Origin of the sequence: Nocardia mangyaensis, from assembly GCF_001886715.1 — a bacterium.
GTDB classification, from domain to species: domain Bacteria; phylum Actinomycetota; class Actinomycetes; order Mycobacteriales; family Mycobacteriaceae; genus Nocardia; species Nocardia mangyaensis.
Map to the genome: position 1 here is coordinate 4644930 of NZ_CP018082.1, position 17481 is coordinate 4662410.

At 69.3% G+C, this 17481-nt stretch carries 18 protein-coding genes; 4 read left to right on the forward strand and 14 right to left on the reverse strand.

Annotated elements, in window-relative coordinates:
• Positions 1-12 precede the first annotated feature (12 nt).
• The 10 genes from BOX37_RS21150 to pgsA form a co-directional block, all read right to left on the reverse strand.
• On the reverse strand, positions 13-1236 hold the full coding sequence (locus BOX37_RS21150) for a phosphotransferase (RefSeq protein ID WP_071929168.1): 1224 nt from the start codon (positions 1234-1236) through the stop codon (positions 13-15).
• A gap of 7 nt (positions 1237-1243) precedes the next feature.
• The gene (locus BOX37_RS21155) at positions 1244-1435 is read right to left on the reverse strand and encodes a DUF3046 domain-containing protein (protein ID WP_071931738.1); all 192 of its coding nucleotides are present in this window, start codon (positions 1433-1435) and stop codon (positions 1244-1246) included.
• Between the two features lie 139 nt (positions 1436-1574).
• Complete coding sequence (locus BOX37_RS21160) at positions 1575-2729, reverse strand: glycosyltransferase (protein WP_071929169.1); 1155 nt, start codon at positions 2727-2729, stop codon at positions 1575-1577.
• Positions 2730-2959: 230 nt separating this feature from the next.
• Positions 2960-3673, reverse strand: a complete 714-nt coding sequence (locus BOX37_RS21165) for a PIG-L deacetylase family protein (RefSeq protein WP_071929170.1) — start codon at positions 3671-3673, stop codon at positions 2960-2962.
• A gap of 27 nt (positions 3674-3700) precedes the next feature.
• Positions 3701-3877, reverse strand: coding sequence for a hypothetical protein (locus tag BOX37_RS34680; protein ID WP_167659971.1), 177 nt, complete (start codon positions 3875-3877; stop codon positions 3701-3703).
• Positions 3878-4104: 227 nt separating this feature from the next.
• Complete coding sequence (gene pspM / locus BOX37_RS21170; RefSeq protein WP_240504972.1) at positions 4105-4956, reverse strand: phage shock envelope stress response protein PspM; 852 nt, start codon at positions 4954-4956, stop codon at positions 4105-4107.
• 84 nt (positions 4957-5040) lie between these two features.
• On the reverse strand, positions 5041-5859 hold the full coding sequence (gene pspA / locus BOX37_RS21175) for a phage shock protein PspA (RefSeq protein WP_071929171.1): 819 nt from the start codon (positions 5857-5859) through the stop codon (positions 5041-5043).
• Between the two features lie 197 nt (positions 5860-6056).
• Positions 6057-6497 (reverse strand): helix-turn-helix domain-containing protein, encoded by a 441-nt coding sequence (locus tag BOX37_RS21180; RefSeq protein ID WP_071931740.1) that lies wholly within the window; start codon positions 6495-6497, stop codon positions 6057-6059.
• A 91-nt stretch (positions 6498-6588) separates the two neighbouring features.
• Positions 6589-7107, reverse strand: coding sequence for a CinA family protein (locus BOX37_RS21185; protein WP_071929172.1), 519 nt, complete (start codon positions 7105-7107; stop codon positions 6589-6591).
• Entirely contained in the window at positions 7104-7760 is a 657-nt protein-coding gene (gene pgsA / locus BOX37_RS21190) for a CDP-diacylglycerol--glycerol-3-phosphate 3-phosphatidyltransferase (RefSeq protein ID WP_071929173.1), read from the reverse strand. The genes BOX37_RS21185 and pgsA overlap by 4 nt, the downstream gene beginning before the upstream one ends.
• 256 nt (positions 7761-8016) lie before the next feature.
• Here pgsA and BOX37_RS21195 point away from each other — a divergent pair, with 256 nt between their 5' ends.
• Positions 8017-8583 (forward strand): amino-acid N-acetyltransferase, encoded by a 567-nt coding sequence (locus BOX37_RS21195; RefSeq protein ID WP_071929174.1) that lies wholly within the window; start codon positions 8017-8019, stop codon positions 8581-8583.
• 56 nt (positions 8584-8639) lie between these two features.
• Positions 8640-8984, forward strand: coding sequence for a YciI family protein (locus BOX37_RS21200; RefSeq protein WP_071929175.1), 345 nt, complete (start codon positions 8640-8642; stop codon positions 8982-8984).
• Positions 8985-8990: 6 nt separating this feature from the next.
• Here BOX37_RS21200 and BOX37_RS21205 read toward each other — a convergent pair whose 3' ends face one another.
• Both BOX37_RS21205 and BOX37_RS21210 read right to left on the reverse strand, forming a co-directional pair.
• Complete coding sequence (locus tag BOX37_RS21205) at positions 8991-9977, reverse strand: TerC family protein (protein ID WP_071929176.1); 987 nt, start codon at positions 9975-9977, stop codon at positions 8991-8993.
• 459 nt (positions 9978-10436) lie between these two features.
• Entirely contained in the window at positions 10437-12992 is a 2556-nt protein-coding gene (locus BOX37_RS21210) for a DNA translocase FtsK (protein ID WP_071931741.1), read from the reverse strand.
• A 312-nt stretch (positions 12993-13304) separates the two neighbouring features.
• Here BOX37_RS21210 and BOX37_RS21215 point away from each other — a divergent pair, with 312 nt between their 5' ends.
• Both BOX37_RS21215 and BOX37_RS21220 read left to right on the forward strand, forming a co-directional pair.
• Positions 13305-13733 carry a DUF4189 domain-containing protein gene (locus BOX37_RS21215; protein ID WP_156910481.1) on the forward strand — a complete coding sequence of 143 codons (429 nt, stop codon included), beginning with the start codon at positions 13305-13307 and terminating at the stop codon, positions 13731-13733.
• A 28-nt stretch (positions 13734-13761) separates the two neighbouring features.
• On the forward strand, positions 13762-14310 hold the full coding sequence (locus tag BOX37_RS21220; protein ID WP_071929178.1) for a WKL family lipoprotein: 549 nt from the start codon (positions 13762-13764) through the stop codon (positions 14308-14310).
• Between the two features lie 63 nt (positions 14311-14373).
• Here BOX37_RS21220 and BOX37_RS21225 read toward each other — a convergent pair whose 3' ends face one another.
• Both BOX37_RS21225 and dapA read right to left on the reverse strand, forming a co-directional pair.
• A complete protein-coding gene (locus BOX37_RS21225) occupies positions 14374-16473 on the reverse strand; it encodes a ribonuclease J (RefSeq protein WP_071929179.1) in 2100 nt (699 codons plus the stop codon).
• Positions 16470-17378, reverse strand: coding sequence for a 4-hydroxy-tetrahydrodipicolinate synthase (dapA, locus tag BOX37_RS21230; RefSeq protein ID WP_071929180.1), 909 nt, complete (start codon positions 17376-17378; stop codon positions 16470-16472). Before dapA ends, BOX37_RS21225 begins: the two co-directional genes overlap by 4 nt.
• Positions 17379-17481 lie beyond the last annotated feature (103 nt).

Sequence of the window (17481 nt, forward strand, 5' to 3'; positions counted from 1 at the left end):
TCCGGTTCGGCGTCAGAACAATTCGTCGAGCAGTCGGTAGTAGTAGAGCCGGTCGGCATCGAGGTCGGACAGCCCGTAGGCGGCACCGAACGCCGCCACCGCATCGGCGCCGAAGTCCTCGGCCAGATCGCGATGGGCCAGGGCGAGGTCGCGATAGCGGTCGCCGCGGCCCAGCACCGCGACATCGATGAGCACGCCGCCGGCCAGCACATTGCCCGGCGTGAAGTCGCCGTGCGTGACGACCACGTCCTCCTCGGCCGGGCGCCGGTCCCGCAATCGCGCCAGCACCTCGGCGGGGCTGAGGTCGCGGTGGTCGTCGTCGAAGTCGGCGGGGTCGACGAAGCCCTCGACCACCGCGCGGCGGGCGCGGGCGAGGCTGACGTCCAGGCCGCTGTCGAACGGACACCTGTCCACCGGCAGGTCGTGCACCCGGCGCAACACCCGGCCCATCAGCGTGCCGACCGCGGCCGCGTCGCCGGCCCCGGTGAGCGAGCCGCCGTCGACATCGGCGAGCACGAGGACGTCCTCGGCGAAGGCGGCCACCTCGGGCACCGCGACCCCGTGATCACGCAACCAGGTCAGCCGTTCGTACTCGGCCACCGCTGCCGGCCCTCGCTTGATCCAATACCCGCCCGCGCGCACGAGGTTGCCGCCACGGCCCTCGTGCTCGGCCGACCAGACGGGTGCGGGGCCGAGCAGGTCGGCGACCACCGGCGGCAGTGACAGAGCCAGGTCGGCGAGGTGATCGAGCGCCGTCCGAGTCGACTCGATGAGTTCGGGCTCACCGTCGGCCACCCGCAACCGCAGTGCCTCGTTGAGCAGCTCCCTGGCTTCGCGCGGGCGGTGCTGCTCGGCCAACGACTTGCCGAGGTGGTGCGCGGCGAAGGAGACCAGATCGGGGTCGTGCGCCCGGCTGGCCTCGAGCGCACGCCGGTAGAGCACCTCGGCGGGCCCCGGTTCACCTCGGTAGCGGTAGACGTCACCGAGGTTGATCCAGACAGTGATCCGGCGCTGCTGGGTATCGGCCAGCTCCAGCGCCTGATCGAGCCGATCGAGTGCCTCGTCGTGGCGGCCGAGCAACATCAACGCGATACCCAGCCTGCGCAGGCCGACGAAATCGTGTGGGTCGGCCACGGCGACCCTGGCCGCGAGGCTCTCGGGATCGACCGGGATCATCCGCAGTCGTTCGTCGAACCGGTACGGCCGGGTGGGTGGATCGTGCGCTGTCACCGACATCGCCCGATCACCACCGGGCTCGGGGGACATCGAAATCGGCGCACAGGGCGCGCCACACCTCCCGAGGGTCGACACCGCCGTCGATCGCGGCCCGCCCGGTTCGTCCCAGCGTCGGAATCACATGATCGGCCAGCAGGGCGTCGGCGCGGGCCGCGCCGAACTCGGTGTGCATCAGCTCCTGGAATTCGGTCAACCGCACGCTGCCCAAGATACTCGCGCCCGGGCGCACCCGACAGGGCAACCATCGAGGACCGTCGACGCATTCGGCGGCACCACCACCGGTCCCACGCTCGCCGTCGGCGGCCCGCCGGCCGCCGGATCGCCCTCGGTGCCAGCTGTCAGACCGAGGCCTGGGCGCGGTGACAGATCTCCACCGGGTCCGCCACCTCGTCGCGGCCCTCGGCCGCCCGGCGCGCGGCGTCGGCGAAGGCCGGGTCGTCGAGCACCTTGCGGACCGCCGCACCCACCGCCTCAGCGGTGAGCGGCCGCACCAGCAGCGAACCACCTTGACGGACAGCGCGATTGGCCAGCTCCCACTGGTCGCCGCCGCCGGGCACCGTCACCACGGGCACGCCCGCCGAGAGGGACTTGGCGAGCAGACCGTGTCCACCGCCGCCCACCACCACCGCCGCGTGGGTGAGCAGCTCGTCCTGACGGCCCAGGCCCGCGGTCGCCCAGTCGGGCAGGTCGGCCGGTGGGGTGTCGAGCATCGACACCGCCGCGCGCACACCGAGACCGGTCAGTCCGGCGAGCACGGTCTCGGCCATCGCGGCCACACCGGTGTGCGCGGTCGAGGGCGCCACCATCACCAGGGGGGCGTCACCGGGCGGGAGCGCGAGGACGGCGTCGGTGGGTTCCCACAACAGCGGCCCGACCACATGGGTGTCGGCGGGCCAGTCCGGGCGCTCGACCTCCAGTGCGGGCAGCGTGGCGACCAGCCGTGCGGTGGGGCCGGGGTCCTCGGCGGGCAGCCCGATGCTCTCCCGTGCCTCGGAGCGCTGTCGCTGACCGGTGCGGACCGCGCGCGCGGTCATCGTGCGCAACACCCCGTCGCGTACCCGGCCGCGTACGCCCTCGCCCGGGGCGAGCCCACTGCCGATGGGCGGCAACGCTTTCGACGGCAGGTACAGCGGATGCGGGGACAGTTCGACCCACGGCAGCCCGAGCCGCTCGGCCGCCATCCCGCCCCCCGCGGTGAGGACGTCGGAGACGATCAGGTCGGGCAGCATCGCGCTCAGCTCGGGCAGGTTCTCGGTCGCGATGTGCGCGGCGCGTTCGTGGATCCGCGCGCCCGCGTCGGTATCGTCGTCGGTGATCCGCGGCGCCAGCCCCTTGAGCCTGCGCACACTGATCCCCGCGGCCCGCGCCGCGTCCAGCCACCTCGGTCCGGTGAACAACACCGGCTCGTCGCCTGCCTCGAGCAATCGCAGACACAACGCGATCGCGGGAAACGCATGCCCTGGATCGGGCCCGGCCACCACGGCTACTCGCATGGGCCTCAGCCTGCCACATCGACAGGTGGTGCCTGTCGCCCACATCACACCCGGCCGAATCCCGGTTCGCGCGTTGGCGTCACGCCGACGAGCCCCCACGCCGCCCGACCACTTCAGGAGGATCCGTGCGATCACACTCCCCCCGACGGTGCGGCGGCTTCTACGAAACTGGTGGCAGCTCAGCGTGACCGAGCGCACCGGGTCAGACGTTCCAGGTCGGTAGCCGCCGATCAGCCCGCGAACGTGAACAATTCGAAGCCGACCGCGTGCGCGGCGGGGAATCCTTCCTTGGGCCCGGTCGCCATCGCGATGACCTCCTGTACCTGCTCCTCGACCGGTATGGCCGGGTTGAGCACCTGCAGGTAGCGACGGTGCGCGGCCAGCGAGTCATGCGCCTGCTCCAGGTGCGCGCTCACGTCGACCGCGTGGGTGACGACCGGACCGACCACCGCGGCCCAGCGCGGCGACCACGGTGCCAGATCGGCGAGTTCGGGAAAGATCCACTCGTTGCCCGCGTCGGAGATGGCGTCCATCGCCGAGCGGCCGACGGCACGATGGTCGGCGCTGTTGACCAGGCCCGGTGCCCAGGTGTCGCCGAAGTTGAGCAGCACCACCATCTCCGGGCGGTGCCGGCGAATCGCCGCGGCCAGATCACGACGCAGCACGAGCCCCTCTTCGATGCGCCCGTCCGGGTGCTCGAGGAATTCGACGGTGTGCACGCCGACCTCGCGCGCCCCCGCGATTTGCTCCACCTCCCGCAGCGGACCCGCCTGTGCCGGTGCCATTCCCGCGATCCCGGCCTCACCGCGGGTGACCAGCAGATAGCTGATGTCCTTGCCCTGCCCGGTCCAGCGCGCGACCGCGGCGGCGGCGCCGTATTCGATGTCGTCGGGATGCGCGACGATCACCAGGCCGCGCTGCCAGTTCTCGGGTACCTGCTCCATCCGGCCCATGGTAGGCGCCGGCGCGAATCAGGACTTGGTGAGCGGGGACTTGTCGTTCGATCCCGAGACCGCCTTGTACAGCAGGTAGAGGCCGGTGCCGATGGCCGCGACAACCAGCAGCGGCAGCAGTCCCTTGATCAGCGCGCCGATGATCGACAGGGCGATCCACGCGACGACGACGATGCCGATGACTTTCCAGACCATGATGTGACTCCTCGCCAGTACCGCGACCGCACTCCGGCGATCCGTCTTCTTCGATGCTGCCAGTTCCGTATCGATAAATCACCAGGTCACCCTCGATATGGGGAACAATTCAGGGTTCACCCCGAGATGGATCTCGACGCCCCGCACCACGCCAACACCCGCGCCTGACACGACTCGGCCCCGTCACCCAGGGCGAGTGACGGGGCCGGGAAACGATCAGGGCGGGCTCAGTGTGGGGGCGTGGCGACCGGCCGGTCGGCCAGATCGGTCAGTGCCTGCGCCCAGCCGTCGAGCCGGTCGGCGGCCTCGCGCAGATCGGCGACGATCCCGTTGAACTGGTAGGCGACGACGGTGTCCTCGGGAACGGCAAGGATCCGGGCCGCCGCAGCCACCAGCTGTTCGTATTCGACGACACCGGCGTCGAGCCGGGTCTGCACACCGGTCACGGTGGCCTTCAGCGCGCAGATGGTGTCGGGATCGGCCCGGCCGACGGTGTCGGCGGCCTGTTCCATCGCCACGATGTCGGTGGCGAGGGCGTGCAGGGCGGCCGCGCCGGAGCGGGCCGTGTCGAGCAGATCGCGCAGTTCGTCCTCGGGCAGGCGCCGGGTGCGCGCGATCTGGGTGCCGAGGCCGTGCAGTGCCCGTTCGGCGCGGATCAATCGCTGGATGGGCGCGCGTGCCGCCGACCGCAGCCCGGGAGTCTTGCGGGCGACGAAGGCCGCCTGCGGCAGGGGCTGGCCCCGCAGCTGCAGATAGCGCCGGGCGCTCAACGCGGTGCCGGTGACGAACGCGACGGCGCCACCACCGATCACGACGACCGCCCAGGCCGGGGCCGACACCACAGCCAGGCCCACCGCGCCCACGGTGGTGATTCCGGAGGCGGTGCCGAGCTGGAAGCTGCGCCTGCGCGCGCGGCGGCGGCGGCGCAGCTCACGTTCGCGCGGATCGGCCCAGCGGCGCACCGCGACCATCGCCTGCTCGCCGACATCGCGCAGCGTGGCAGGCACCCCGGCGGACGCGCGCGCGACAGCGGTGGGGCCGACGATCTCGGCTCGTTCGCGCCGTGTTCTCCCGCTCATCCCCTCGTCCTTCCGCGGTCCGCTGATGGCGCGGTCACCTGGCGTCGCCGCCGGGTCACCGCGCCCTCGGGCGGACCTGTGCTCCTATTGCTGAGCCGCCTGGCCCTTGTTGATCTGCGGTGGCGCGGCCTGCGGCTGCGCCGGGTCGACCGCCGCGGTGTTGCCGGTGGGCAGTGCTTCACCGCGCATCGAAGCGCGGATCTGCTCGAGCTTGCTGTGCCCGGCCATCTGGATGCTGGCCTGCTGCACCTCCATCATCCGGCCCTGCACCGAGTTCTGCGCCAGCTCGGCCGAACCGAGCGCGTTGGCGTAGCGACGCTCGATCTTGTCGCGCACCGCGTCCAGGCTGGGTGTGGAGCCCGGCGCGGACAGGGTGGAGTCCATCTGCTGCAGCGAGGCCGAGACCTGCTCCTGCATCTTGGCCTGCTCGAGCTGGCTGAGCAGCTTGGTGCGCTCGGCGACCTTCTGCTGCAACATCATCGCGTTCTGCTCGACCGCCTTCTTGGCCTGAGCCGCGGCCTGCAGGGACTGGTCGTGCAGCACCTTGAGGTCTTCCACCGACTGCTCGGCGGTGACCAGCTGCGCGGCGAACGCCTCGGCGGCGTTGGTGTACTGGATCGCCTTCTCGGTGTCGCCCGCGGTGGCCGCCTGGTCGGCCAGGGTGACGGCCTGCCGGGCGTTGGCGTTGAGCTTCTCGACCTCGTCGAGCTGACGGTTCAGCTTCATCTCCAGCTGACGCTGGTTACCGATCACCGACGCCGCCTGCTGCGACAGCGCCTGATGCTGGCGCTGCGCCTCCTCGATAGCCTGCTGAATCTGGACCTTCGGATCCGCATGCTCTTCGATCTTGGAGTCGAAGAGGGCCATCATGTACTTCCAGGCCTTCACGAACGGATTAGCCATCGATTGATCCCGCCTCCATCTGTGCGTCGCTCGTGTGCGACTGGTGGTGCGCGACCGTCACGCACCAGATATGTGCTTATCCTTCACCATGCGGCACCCGGACCGGTCTGCCCGGCCCAATCGACGCCTGAAGAGAATCTATCCGTTCTCGCCAGCGGTGTGCAGCGTCTCGCGCGTCCGGCACGGGGTTCGCCGCGTCACATCCCCTTCACCAATACCAGCATCTCGGCTCTCGGCGCCGGGATGACGATGCGGGTGTCTTCGGCGATGCCGATCTTGGCGCCCTGTTCGGCCGCCGCGCTCGCGGTGGCGGCCGGCTCGGTATCGGCCGGGGCGGGCTCGGCCGCGTCGGGCTCACGCTCGGCGGCGGGGCCGGTCAGCGCGGGTTCACGCGGCGCGGAGCCGTCGGCACCGGCCATGATCGTGCTCACGTCCCACAGCACCCGCGACAGTGGCACGTCCAGTGCCTCGCAGATGGCGGCGAGCAATTCACTGGAGGCTTCCTTGCGGCCGCGCTCCACTTCCGACAGATAGCCGAGGCTCACCCGCGCCGAGGTCGACACCTCGCGCAGCGTTCGATGCTGGGCGAGACGCGCACGCCGCAGACTGTCCCCGATTGCCTCCCGCAGCAGCGTCATCTCGTTCTCCTCCACCTCGTGTCACCACCGTAGCGGTGCTCACCTCTTTCTGGCACAACGTCGAGCATCGGCCGGTGGTTCCCGAATCCGGTCAGTTCCGCTCCGGAACCGGATCCGATGTCGCCGCGATCACACAGCGCAGCAACTCCCGCACCGCGCTGTGCACCGCACCGATTCTGATCGTCCACCGGTCACCGCCCAGTTTCAACCGGAGCACTTCGCTCACGCTCGGACCGGACAACCCGAGGTATACCGTGCCGACCGGATGTCCGTCCTGGGAATCGGGTCCGGCGACCCCGGTCAATCCCAGGCCCCAGTCGGCCGCGCACCGTTGCCGCGCCCCCAGCGCGAGCTGCTCGGCGGTCGAGGCTGCGACCGGCCCGTCGAGCCGCAGCACCTCGTCGTCGACGCCGGTCAGGTGGTTCTTCAGGTCGGTGGCGTAGACGATCAGGCCGCCGCGCAGGACCGCGCTGGCACCGGGAACACCGGCGATGGTGGCGGCCAGCAGACCCGCGGTGAGCGATTCCGCGGTCGCCACGGTCTGCCCGGCCGCGTTCAGGGCCCTGACCAGTTCGGCGACCGGCGCGCCAGCGACGAGGGGATCGCTCACGAGCGGGACTCGCCGCGCGCGCGTCCTCCCGCGAACCACAGCCGGGCCGCCTGCCCGACGTAGTCCAGGCCGGTGACCACCGTCAGCACGACGGCCAGATACATCAGGACCATCCCCGCGGTGGCAAAGGCGCCCGACAGCGGCAACACCAGCAGCGCGATGGCCACCGATTGCACCAGGGTCTTGAGCTTGCCGCCGCGGCCGGCCGGGATCACCCCGCGTCGCACGACCACCAGCCGCAGCAGGGTGATTCCGATCTCACGGCCACAGATCACCAGGGTGATCCACCAGGGCAGATCCCCCAGGATCGAGAGTCCGATCAGGGCCGCGCCGATCAGCGCCTTGTCCGCGATGGGGTCGGCGAGCTTGCCGAAATCGGTGACAAGGCCGTATTTGCGGGCCAGTTGCCCGTCGAAGCGATCGGTGATCGCGGCCACGCCGAACACGGCCGCGGCGATGATCCGCCAGCGCGTGTCATGACCGTCCGCGGCGAACAGCGCGAGCACGAACAGCGGCACCAGCACGATGCGCGCGACGGTCAGCACATTGGCGATGTTGAGCAGCGGAACCTGTGGTTCGGCCCGCTCCGGCACCGCGCGCGGCGGTGCGTGGGCACCCGACCCACGATCGATTTCTTCGGGTCGCACGCTCATGCTGTCTCCGTCCGGCATGCTCGGGCGCCCTCCGTGGTGACGCGAGCTGCCGCCTCCAGGCGCTGACCTCTCATGCCCTGCCCTCTCGGCACTCACCGGCACTGCGCCGAGATCCAGCAATTTCGCGCGTGGTTTGCTCGCGCGGTCGCAACCGTCCGATCCGGTCGTCGGGCCCGGCGCGATGCGGTGAGCGGAACGACAGGATGTGCGGCACATGTTCAGACTATCGGTAACCGGGCCGACTACTGTGCACCCCATGACCTCACGGGGACCACTGAGTGGTTCGACCAGCGACGCGCACCCTGTCGCGCCCACTGTGGCGCCTCTTCCGCACCTGATCGTCCGACGCGCGCGAACCTCCGATGTTCCCGAGATCAAGCGCCTGGTCGACGAGTACGCGGGTCGGATCCTGCTGGAGAAGAATCTGGTCACCCTGTACGAGGCCGTGCAGGAGTTCTGGGTCGCCGAGCTGGACGGTCAGGTCGTCGGCTGTGGCGCACTGCACGTGCTGTGGGCCGATCTGGGCGAGGTGCGAACGGTCGCGGTCGATCCGGTGGTGAAGGGCCGCGGGGTGGGCGGCGCGGTGGTGCAGCACCTGATCGCGGTCGCGCGTGAGCTGCAGTTGCAGCGGGTGTTCGTGCTGACCTTCGAGGTGGATTTCTTCAGCAGGCACGGTTTCGTCGAGATCGATGGCACGCCGGTGACCGCGGAGGTCTATGCCGAGATGTGCCGGTCCTACGACACCGGTGTGGCCGAGTTCCTCGACCTGAGCTTCGTCAAGCCCAACACCTTGGGTAACACCCGCATGCTGCTCACGCTCTGATTTCCCCGCTCGATCCCGCCCGGATCAGCCGGGCACCCGCAGAAAGCGATACGCCCGTGCCGATTTTCGCCGTCCACTACACCTACACCGACGACACCGCGGCCGACCGCGCGATTCACCGTCCCGAGCACCGGGCGTGGCAGAACGCACTCGTGGACACCGCGATGCCCCCGGCGGGCCCGGAGGCGGTGGCGGAACGCGACCACGCGGGGTCGCGTTCCGCCACCGTTTTGCTCAGCAGCGGCCCGTACCCGGACGGTACGGGCGCGCTGCTGCTCTTCCGCGCCGAAAACGCCGCCGCACTGACCGAACTGCTCGGCCACGATCCGTTCGCCGAGAAGAACCTGATCGAGGCCGTGCGCGTCGTCGAGTGGCTGCCGGTGATGGGCGCCTTCGCCTGAGCGGACCTACTGTTCGGCCTTGTCGCGGTTGCGGGTGCGGATCAGGCTGGCCACCGTCGCGATCGTCAGGATGCCGATGATCACCGACAGCGACAGCACGGTGGAGATCTCCGGCACGCTCACGTGCTCGCCACCGTTGATGAACGGCAGCGTGTTCTCGTGCAACGCGTGCAGGACCAGCTTGACGCCGATGAAGGCCAGGATCGCGGACAGGCCGTAGGACAGATACACCAGCCGGTCCAGCAGGCCACCGATGAGGAAGTACAGCTGACGCAAGCCCATCAGCGCGAAGGCGTTGGCGGTGAACACCAGGTACGGCTCTTGGGTGAGGCCGTAGATGGCCGGAATCGAGTCGAGGGCGAACAGCAGGTCGGCGAAACCGATGGCGAGCAGGGCCAGCAGCAGCGGAGTCACCACCCGCTTGCCGTCGATCTTGGTGATCAGCTTGTCGCCGTCGTAGTGATCGGTGGTCGGCAGGAAGCGTTTGGCCAGCACGACGATGCGGCTGTCGCGCTTCTCCTCGTGCTCGGCCTCGTGCCCGCTCTCGCGCAGCAGGTTCACGGCGGTGTAGATCAAGAACGCGCCGAACAGGTAGAACACCCAGCTGAACGCGTTGATCGCGGCCGCGCCGACGGCGATGAACGCGCCGCGCATGACCAGCGCGAGCACGATGCCGATGAGCAGCACCTTCTGCTGGTAGATCCGCGGCACGGCGAAGGTGGTCATGATGATGAGGAAGATGAACAGGTTGTCCACCGAGAGCGCCTTCTCGGTGACGAAGCCCGCGTAGTACTCCCCCGCGTACACCCCGCCCCATTGCCAGGCCACGAACAGCCCGAACAGCAGCGCGATGCTGATGTAGACCGCCGACCAGAAACCCGACTCCTTGAAGGAGGGATCGTGCGGTGTGCGCACATGCGCGAAGAAGTCGAAGACGAACAGGCCGAGAATCACCACCGCGGTGATCACCCAGACGAGCGCGGTCACCTGCATGTCGTGGTCCGATCGAAGTAGTTCATGCCGCCCATAATGCCCGAAATGTCCGTTTCAGCCAGTACCGCGTGGATGTGTGCCGCCATGATTTCACACACAGGCGCCACCGCCCCTATCCACCCGCCCCGGCCGCGCCGGAAAACCCGTACCGTCGCACGAGGCCGCGCTGCTACCGTCATCGCACCGACCGAATCCACCGGCACCCGCGAGAGGAGCGAGCCGTGACCGAACCCACCGCGCAGTACCAGCGCCGGGCACCGATGCACCGGCTGCCCTCGAATGCCGGTCTACCGCAACGCCGTTCGCGCGTTCGCGGCGACTCCTGACCGGTACTCCCCCGGCCTGACCACAGGCCATCCCGTCCTCCGACGGTCCTCCCACGTTCCCGGCCGCATCGAGCTCGCCAGGTCCCTCCTCGTTCGTCGCCGCCTGCTCCCGGCACGGTCAGAGCAAACCCCGCTACTCGTCCTCGGCTCCGCCCGGCTCCCCGCCACGGATCGACCACAGCAACCCGTCCAGCTCGTCCGGCTTGATGAGCACGTCGCGCGCCTTGGACCCCTCGCTGGGTCCGACGACGCCACGCGTCTCCATCAGGTCCATCAACCGGCCCGCCTTGGCGAAGCCCACCCGCAACTTGCGCTGCAGCATCGACGTCGAGCCGAACTGCGAGGTGACCACCAGCTCCACCGCCTGCAGCAGGACGTCCATGTCGTCGCCGATATCGGGATCGACGTCCTTGGCCTCGCCCGCCTTGGCGGCGGTGACGCCCTCCTGGTACTCCGGCTCGGCCTGGGTCTTGCTGAACTCGACGACCCCCTGGATCTCCTCGTCGGAGATGAAGGCGCCCTGCAGCCGGGTCGGCTTGCCCGCGCCCATCGGCAGGAACAGCCCGTCGCCCATGCCGATCAGCTTCTCCGCGCCCGGCTGATCGAGGATCACCCGCGAATCGGTGAGCGAGGACGTGGCGAAGGCCAGTCGCGAGGGCACATTGGTCTTGATCAGGCCGGTCACCACATCCACCGACGGGCGCTGGGTGGCCAGCACCAGGTGGATGCCGGCCGCGCGCGCCTTCTGGGTGATCCGCACGATCGCGTCCTCGACGTCGCGCGGCGCGGTCATCATCAGATCGGCGAGCTCGTCGACGATGGCCAGGATGTAGGGGTAGGGCCGGTAGACCCGTTCGCTGCCCAGCGGCGCGGTGATCTGGCCCGACTTCACCTTCTTGTTGAAGTCGTCGATGTGGCGCACCTTGTTGGCCTGCATGTCCTGGTAGCGCTGTTCCATCTCCTCCACCAGCCACGCCAGCGCGGCGGCGGCTTTCTTGGGCTGGGTGATGATGGGCGTGATCAGGTGCGGAATGCCTTCGTAGGGCGTGAGTTCCACCATCTTCGGGTCGATCAGGATCATCCTGACCTCCTCGGGGGTGGCCCGGTGCAGCAGCGAGATCAGCATCGAGTTGACGAAGCTGGACTTACCCGAGCCGGTCGACCCCGCCACCAGCAGATGCGGCATCTTGGCCAGGTTGGCCGAGACGAACTCGCCCTCGATGTTCTTGCCGAGGCCGATCACCAGTGGATGATGGTCGTTGCGGGTGTGCGGCGACTTGAGCACGTCGGCCAGGCGCACCAGTTCACGGTCGGCGTTGGGCACCTCGATGCCGACGGCCGACTTGCCGGGGATGGGCGCGAGCAGGCGCACGTTCTCGGTGGCGACGGCGTAGGCCAGGTTGCGCGCCAGCGCGGTGATCTTCTCGACCTTGACGCCGGGGCCCAGCTCCACCTCGTAGCGGGTGACCGTCGGGCCACGCACGAAGCCGGTGACCGCGGCGTCGATCTTGAACTGCACCAGCACCTCGGTGATCGCCTCGATCATCGACTCGTTGGCGGCCGAACGCTTCTTGGGCGGGTCACCGTCGAGCAGCAGGGTCAGCGGCGGCAGCGTGTAGTCCCCGTCGACGACCCGGTCGGTGACGAACTCCGGTTCCGGCGGCGCGGGCGGGGTCTGATCGACGGCCTTGGCGGGCGGACGCTTGCGCGCCGGTTTCGGGGCGGGCGCCGGCGCGGGCGGCTCCTCGACGATCGGCTTGGCATCGCGCAGCGGCGGTTCACCCAGGGATTCGGTGATCGCGTCGGAGCCGCCGAACTCGTCGGGCGGGTAGTTGTCGTCGGGATTTCGGCCGCGGCGGCGGGTTCGGTTGCGGTGCACCGGGAATCCGTCGGCGTCGTAGTTGGCCGGGTCGTACGGGTCGCCGTCGTCGGCGTATTCGCCGAGGCCGAAGTACTCGCGCAACCTGGTCGGCACCTCACGCACCGTGGTCCCGGTGAGCAGCAGGACGCCGAAGATGATGGCCAGCAACAGGATCGGCAACGCGAGCCAGGGGGTCAGCCCCTGCCCGAGCGGGCCGCCGATCGCGTAGCCCAGGGCGCCCGCGGCCCTGGACCGCCCGTGCGCGTCGGTGGGCGAACCAGCCGCCAGATGCCACAGGCCCAGGGCGGGCAGCACAACGAGCAGACCGCCGAGGACCAGCCGGGGCCGGATCTCGGGATGCGGTTCGGTGCGCATCAGCACCACCGCCAGCGCCACGAACAGGATCGGGGCCAGCGCGGCGGCCGACCCGGCGACCGCGCGTACGACGTCTTCGAGGAAGCGACCGACCGGCCCACCGGCCGAGAGCCACACCGCGGCGGCGATGATCGCGCTCAGGGCGATGAGTCCCAGGCCGATGCCGTCGCGCCGGTGCCCGTGTTCGAGTTCACCCGCCCGGCTCAGCGTGCGGGTGGTGGCGCCGAGACCGCGGGCCAGCATGGTCCAGCCGCTGCCGATCCCGCGGCCGATCACCGCCAGCGGGGCGGTGTTGGAGGCGCGTTTGACCGGCCTGCGGACGGGCGTGGTGCGCCCGCGCGGTGCCGACGACGCTCGCGGGTTCGCCGAACGAGACCGCGCCGAGGGCGCGCGCCCCCCGCTCGATCCCGCCCGCGCACGAGAGGTCGTGGTGCTGCGGGACTTACCTGCCATGACCATCAGGCTAGCCGCTCGGGCACCGTCCGGACCATCCGCAACACTGGTCCCACCCCGGTTCAGGTGCCGGTTCGACACTACGCCGCAGGTCGCGGTGCTTGCGGTCAGCTCGCGAAAGGCGCACTCGAGACTGCGTTTCGCACGAGTTCGACCAGCGGCACCGGTGCCGAGACCTTACAAGAAACTTGTCAGATCCCTTTGGCGCAGGCCAGATCCCGGCTCGCTCGCTGGTGTGTCGGGGCCCTGCCCGGTACGTTGTCACTGGTCCATCGGGTCGTGGACCAGTGAACAGATGAAGGGGATTTGATCGTGAAGCACATTCTGTCCGGGGCCGCAGTCGTCACTGCCGCCGTCGGCGCCATCATGTCGGCACACATGGCCTCTGCCGCAGCCCAGGTCGGGGACGGGAACGGCAACGCCTACGCCTCGAACACCTACAGCGCGATCGCGCTGTCGCTCGAGACCGGCTACTACGGCTGGGTGCCCAACTCGAACAGCTACGAACAGGCTGCGAGCATGGCCATCGCCGACTGCCAGTCACGCGGCGGCACCGACTGCGAAGTCAAGGTCACCTGGCGCAACGGATGCGGCGCCATCGCGGTCAACAAGGTCGAGCGGACGATCAGCTACGGTTCCGGGCCCTCGCTGTCCGCGGCGACAACCGATGCGCTCGGCAAGCAGTCCAGCAGCGGCACCGAGATCGCGCACTGGAACTGCACGCCCGGCTACTCGCTGTAGACATCCGACTCACACCAGAAGGACAGTTGTGAAGAACCGTTCGTTCAAGACCATCGCGGCCATCGCGATGACCGCCGCCGCGCTGGGCCTGTCCGCGTGCAGCTCCGACTCCGAGGACACCAGCGCCGCCGGCGACACGTCGACGACCGCTTTCGAGTCCGAGAACACCGGCGGCGAGTCGGACACCGGCGCCTCGATCGCCGAGACGCCGGCACCGAACCTGCCGAAGCCGACGCCCGAGGAGCTCAACGACCGGGTCAACAAGGCGCTCAACGGCCAGCTCAGCGATTCCGAGAAGCTGACCTACATCGAGAACGCCGATCGGGATCCTGATCTGGTCGACAAGTTCGTGACGGCGGCCAAGGAGAACAAGGTCACCGTCAAGATCGTCTCGGTGGACGATCCCGCCGACGGCAAGCTCAAGGCGAACGCGGACGTGACCATCGACGGCGCCCCCGTGGAAGGCGCGACCGTCCAGTTCGTTGCGCAGGGCAGCGACTGGAAGGTGTCGAACACCTTCGCCTGCAGCATCGTGAAGTCGGCCAAGCTCGACTCCGCGGCCTGCCAGAGCGCGTAGCCCACACCACACCGAAACCGCCGGGTGACCTTGTCACCCGGCGGTTTTCGTCGTTGCCGGTTCCTAGACGCCGATCACCGTGGGCACGATCATCGGGCGACGACGGTAGGTGTCGGCGACCCAGCGCCCGACCACCCGGCGCACGCCCTGGGCGATGCGGTGGGTGTCGGTGATGCCCTCACCGGCCAGGCGCAGCAGCTCGGCCTCGACCAGTTCGTTCGCGCCGTGCAGGGCGGTCCGGTCGTCGGAGAAGCCGCGCCCGTTGATCTCGGGCGTGCTGACCGCCTTGCCGGTGGTCGAGTCGATGACGATGGCGATGGAAATGAAGCCACCCTCACCGAGCACGAGGCGGTCCGACAGCGTCGACTCGCCGACGTCACCGACCGAGAGGCCGTCCACGTAGACGTACCCGACCGGAACACGGCCGACGATGGAGGCGATGCCGTCGACCAGGTCGACCACCACGCCGTCCTCGGCGAGCATCACCCGTTCCTCGGGAACGCCGGTGGCCACGGCGAGGGCGGCGTTGGCGCGCAGATGCCGCCATTCGCCGTGCACCGGCATGGCGTTGGTCGGCCGCACCGCGTTGTACAGGTACAGCAGTTCACCGGCCGAGGCGTGGCCGGAGACGTGCACTTTCGCGCTCTGCTGGGTGATCACCGTCGCGCCGAGCCGAGCCAGGCCGTTGACCACCGCGAACACCGAGTTCTCGTTGCCGGGGATCAGCGAGGAAGCGAGCACGACCAGGTCGTCCTCACGGATGTGGATCTGCCGGTGCTCGCCACGCGCCATCCGCGACAGCGCCGAGAGCGGTTCACCCTGCGAGCCGGTGGAGATCAGCACCAGGCGATTGCCGGGCAGGCTCGCGGCCTGATCCATCTCCACGACCACGTTCTCGGGCACGGTCAGATAGCCCAGGTCCTGGGCGATCTGCATGTTGCGAACCATCGAGCGGCCGACGAAGCACACCTTGCGGTTGTACTTCTGCGCCACGTCGACGACCTGCTGGATGCGGTGCACATGGCTGGCGAAGGACGCGACGATGACGCGGTTGCGCGCCTTGCCGATCACAGTGTCGAGCACGCCCCCGATCTCACGTTCCGGGGTGACGAAGCCGGGGACTTCGGCATTGGTCGAGTCGATCAGGAGCAGGTCGACACCCTCGTCGCCGAGACGGGAGAACCCGGCCAGGTCGGTCAGCCGCCCGTCGAGGGGCAGCTGGTCGAGCTTGATGTCCCCGGTGTGCAGCACGACGCCCGCGGGAGTGCGGATGGCGATGGCGAGGGCGTCGGGAATCGAGTGGTTGACCGCGAAGTACTCGAGCTCGAACGGCCCGTGCACCGTGGTCTCGCCCTCGGCGACCTCACGCAGCTTGGGCTGCTGCCGATGTTCGCGGGCCTTGGCCGCGACCAGGGCGAGGGTGAACTTCGAACCGATCACCGGGATGTCGGAGCGCATACGCAGCAGGAACGGCACCGCGCCGATGTGGTCCTCGTGACCGTGGGTGAGCACGATGGCGACGATGTCGTCCATCCGGTCTTCGATCGGCCGGAAGTCGGGCAGGATCAGGTCGACGCCGGGCTGCTGGTCCTCGGGGAACAGCACACCGCAGTCGACGATCAGCAGCTTGCCGTCGTACTCGAAAACGGTCATGTTGCGGCCGATTTCGCCGATACCGCCGAGGGCGAACACGCGCAGACCGTTCTTGGGCAGCTTCGGCGGGGCACCGAGCTTGTCCTGGGCGGCCTTCTGGCGCGGTTCGGACTGCACGTCGCCACGACCACGACCGCCCTGCCTGCCACGGCCGCCGGCGCCGCCGCCACGACGGTTCTGCTGCGGTGCGGCCGCCTGCTCGGCGGGCTTGGTCTTGGCGCGACGCGCACTGGCCTTCTTGGGCTCGGTGCGCTCCTGCGCGACGGTCTGCGCTTCGGTGGCCGCCTCGACCTCGACAGTCAGCGCCGCCTCGGCGGCGATCTCGGCGACCGGTTCGGCGACGACGGGTTCGGCGGCCTTCGGCGGCACGACCTTGTCCGCCACCGGGGCCTTCTTCTCCACCGGGGCCTCGACCTTCTCCACCGGGGCCTCGACCGGCGTGGGTTCGGGCGCACCCGCGGCACGGGAGGCCGCGCGACGACGGGGCTTGCGAGCGACGGGTTCGGTCATGCCGACACCCCCGCGGCCTGCAGGTCCAGCGCCAGTTCTTCGAGCTGAGCCTCGTTCGGCATCAGCTGGGGCAACCGTGGTTCACCCACGTCGATGCCGAGCAATCGGAGTCCTCCCTTGCACATCGCCACACCTCCCAGGCGGGTCATGGCCGCATACAGCGGCAACAGTGTCGCGTTGAGCTCCCTGGCCTTTGCCACGTCACCGATGGTGTAGGCCTGATGGATCTCGCGCAGTCGTTCGGGCACCAGATGCCCGATGACGCTGATGAATCCGGTCGCGCCGACCGAGAGCCAGGGCAGGTTGAGCCCGTCGTCTCCGGAGTAGAACGCCAGCCCGGTGCTGGCGATGAGGTCGGCGCCCGAGACCAAGTCGCCCTTGGCATCCTTCACCGCGACGATGTTGGGATGCTCGGCCAGGCGACGGATCGTGTCGATCGCGATCGGTACGACCGATCGCGGTGGAATGTCATAGAGCGTGACCGGCAGGGCGGTGGCGTCGGCGACCGCGGTGAAGTGCGCGATCAGCCCCTCCTGCGTGGGTCGCGAGTAATACGGGGTCACCACGAGCAGACCGTGCGCGCCCGCGTTCTCGGCGGCGCGCGCCAGCTCGAGCGAGTGCGCGGTGTCGTAGGTGCCGGCACCGGCGATCACGGTGGCCCGGTCGCCGACGGCGTCGACGACGGCACGGAGCAGGTCGGCCTTCTCGGTCTCGGTGGTGGTCGGCGACTCACCGGTGGTGCCGGAGATCGCGAGCAGATCGACCCCGCGGTCGACCAGACGTGCGGCCAGTGCCACACCGGCATCGACGTCGAGCTTGCCCGCGGCGCTGAGGGGGGTCACCATCGCGACACCGACCGTGCCGGACGCGTGCAGCTCCGTGGGCGTCGATTCACCGTTCGTCATGGTCAGAAAGGCTACCCGGTCCCCGAACCCGGTTCGACACCCTAGCGGCCGAAGCGGCTGCCGGTGGCAGCCTTTCACCTTGCGTGATGTCATGAATGACGCC

Bases quoted from the DNA above. Each gene is read 5' to 3' on its own strand.
- BOX37_RS21150 (WP_071929168.1), bottom strand. From the start codon at position 1,236: ATGTCGGTGACAGCGCACGATCCACCCACCCGGCCGTACCGGTTCGAC.
- BOX37_RS21160 (WP_071929169.1), bottom strand. From the start codon at position 2,729: ATGCGAGTAGCCGTGGTGGCCGGGCCCGATCCAGGGCATGCGTTTCCC.
- BOX37_RS21165 (WP_071929170.1), bottom strand. From the start codon at position 3,673: ATGGAGCAGGTACCCGAGAACTGGCAGCGCGGCCTGGTGATCGTCGCG.
- BOX37_RS34680 (WP_167659971.1), bottom strand. From the start codon at position 3,877: ATGGTCTGGAAAGTCATCGGCATCGTCGTCGTCGCGTGGATCGCCCTG.
- pspM (WP_240504972.1), bottom strand. From the start codon at position 4,956: ATGAGCGGGAGAACACGGCGCGAACGAGCCGAGATCGTCGGCCCCACC.
- pspA (WP_071929171.1), bottom strand. From the start codon at position 5,859: ATGGCTAATCCGTTCGTGAAGGCCTGGAAGTACATGATGGCCCTCTTC.
- BOX37_RS21180 (WP_071931740.1), bottom strand. From the start codon at position 6,497: ATGACGCTGCTGCGGGAGGCAATCGGGGACAGTCTGCGGCGTGCGCGT.
- pgsA (WP_071929173.1), bottom strand. From the start codon at position 7,760: ATGAGCGTGCGACCCGAAGAAATCGATCGTGGGTCGGGTGCCCACGCA.
- BOX37_RS21195 (WP_071929174.1), top strand. From the start codon at position 8,017: ATGACCTCACGGGGACCACTGAGTGGTTCGACCAGCGACGCGCACCCT.
- BOX37_RS21205 (WP_071929176.1), bottom strand. From the start codon at position 9,977: ATGCAGGTGACCGCGCTCGTCTGGGTGATCACCGCGGTGGTGATTCTC.
- BOX37_RS21210 (WP_071931741.1), bottom strand. From the start codon at position 12,992: ATGGCAGGTAAGTCCCGCAGCACCACGACCTCTCGTGCGCGGGCGGGA.
- BOX37_RS21225 (WP_071929179.1), bottom strand. From the start codon at position 16,473: ATGACCGAACCCGTCGCTCGCAAGCCCCGTCGTCGCGCGGCCTCCCGT.
- dapA (WP_071929180.1), bottom strand. From the start codon at position 17,378: ATGACGAACGGTGAATCGACGCCCACGGAGCTGCACGCGTCCGGCACG.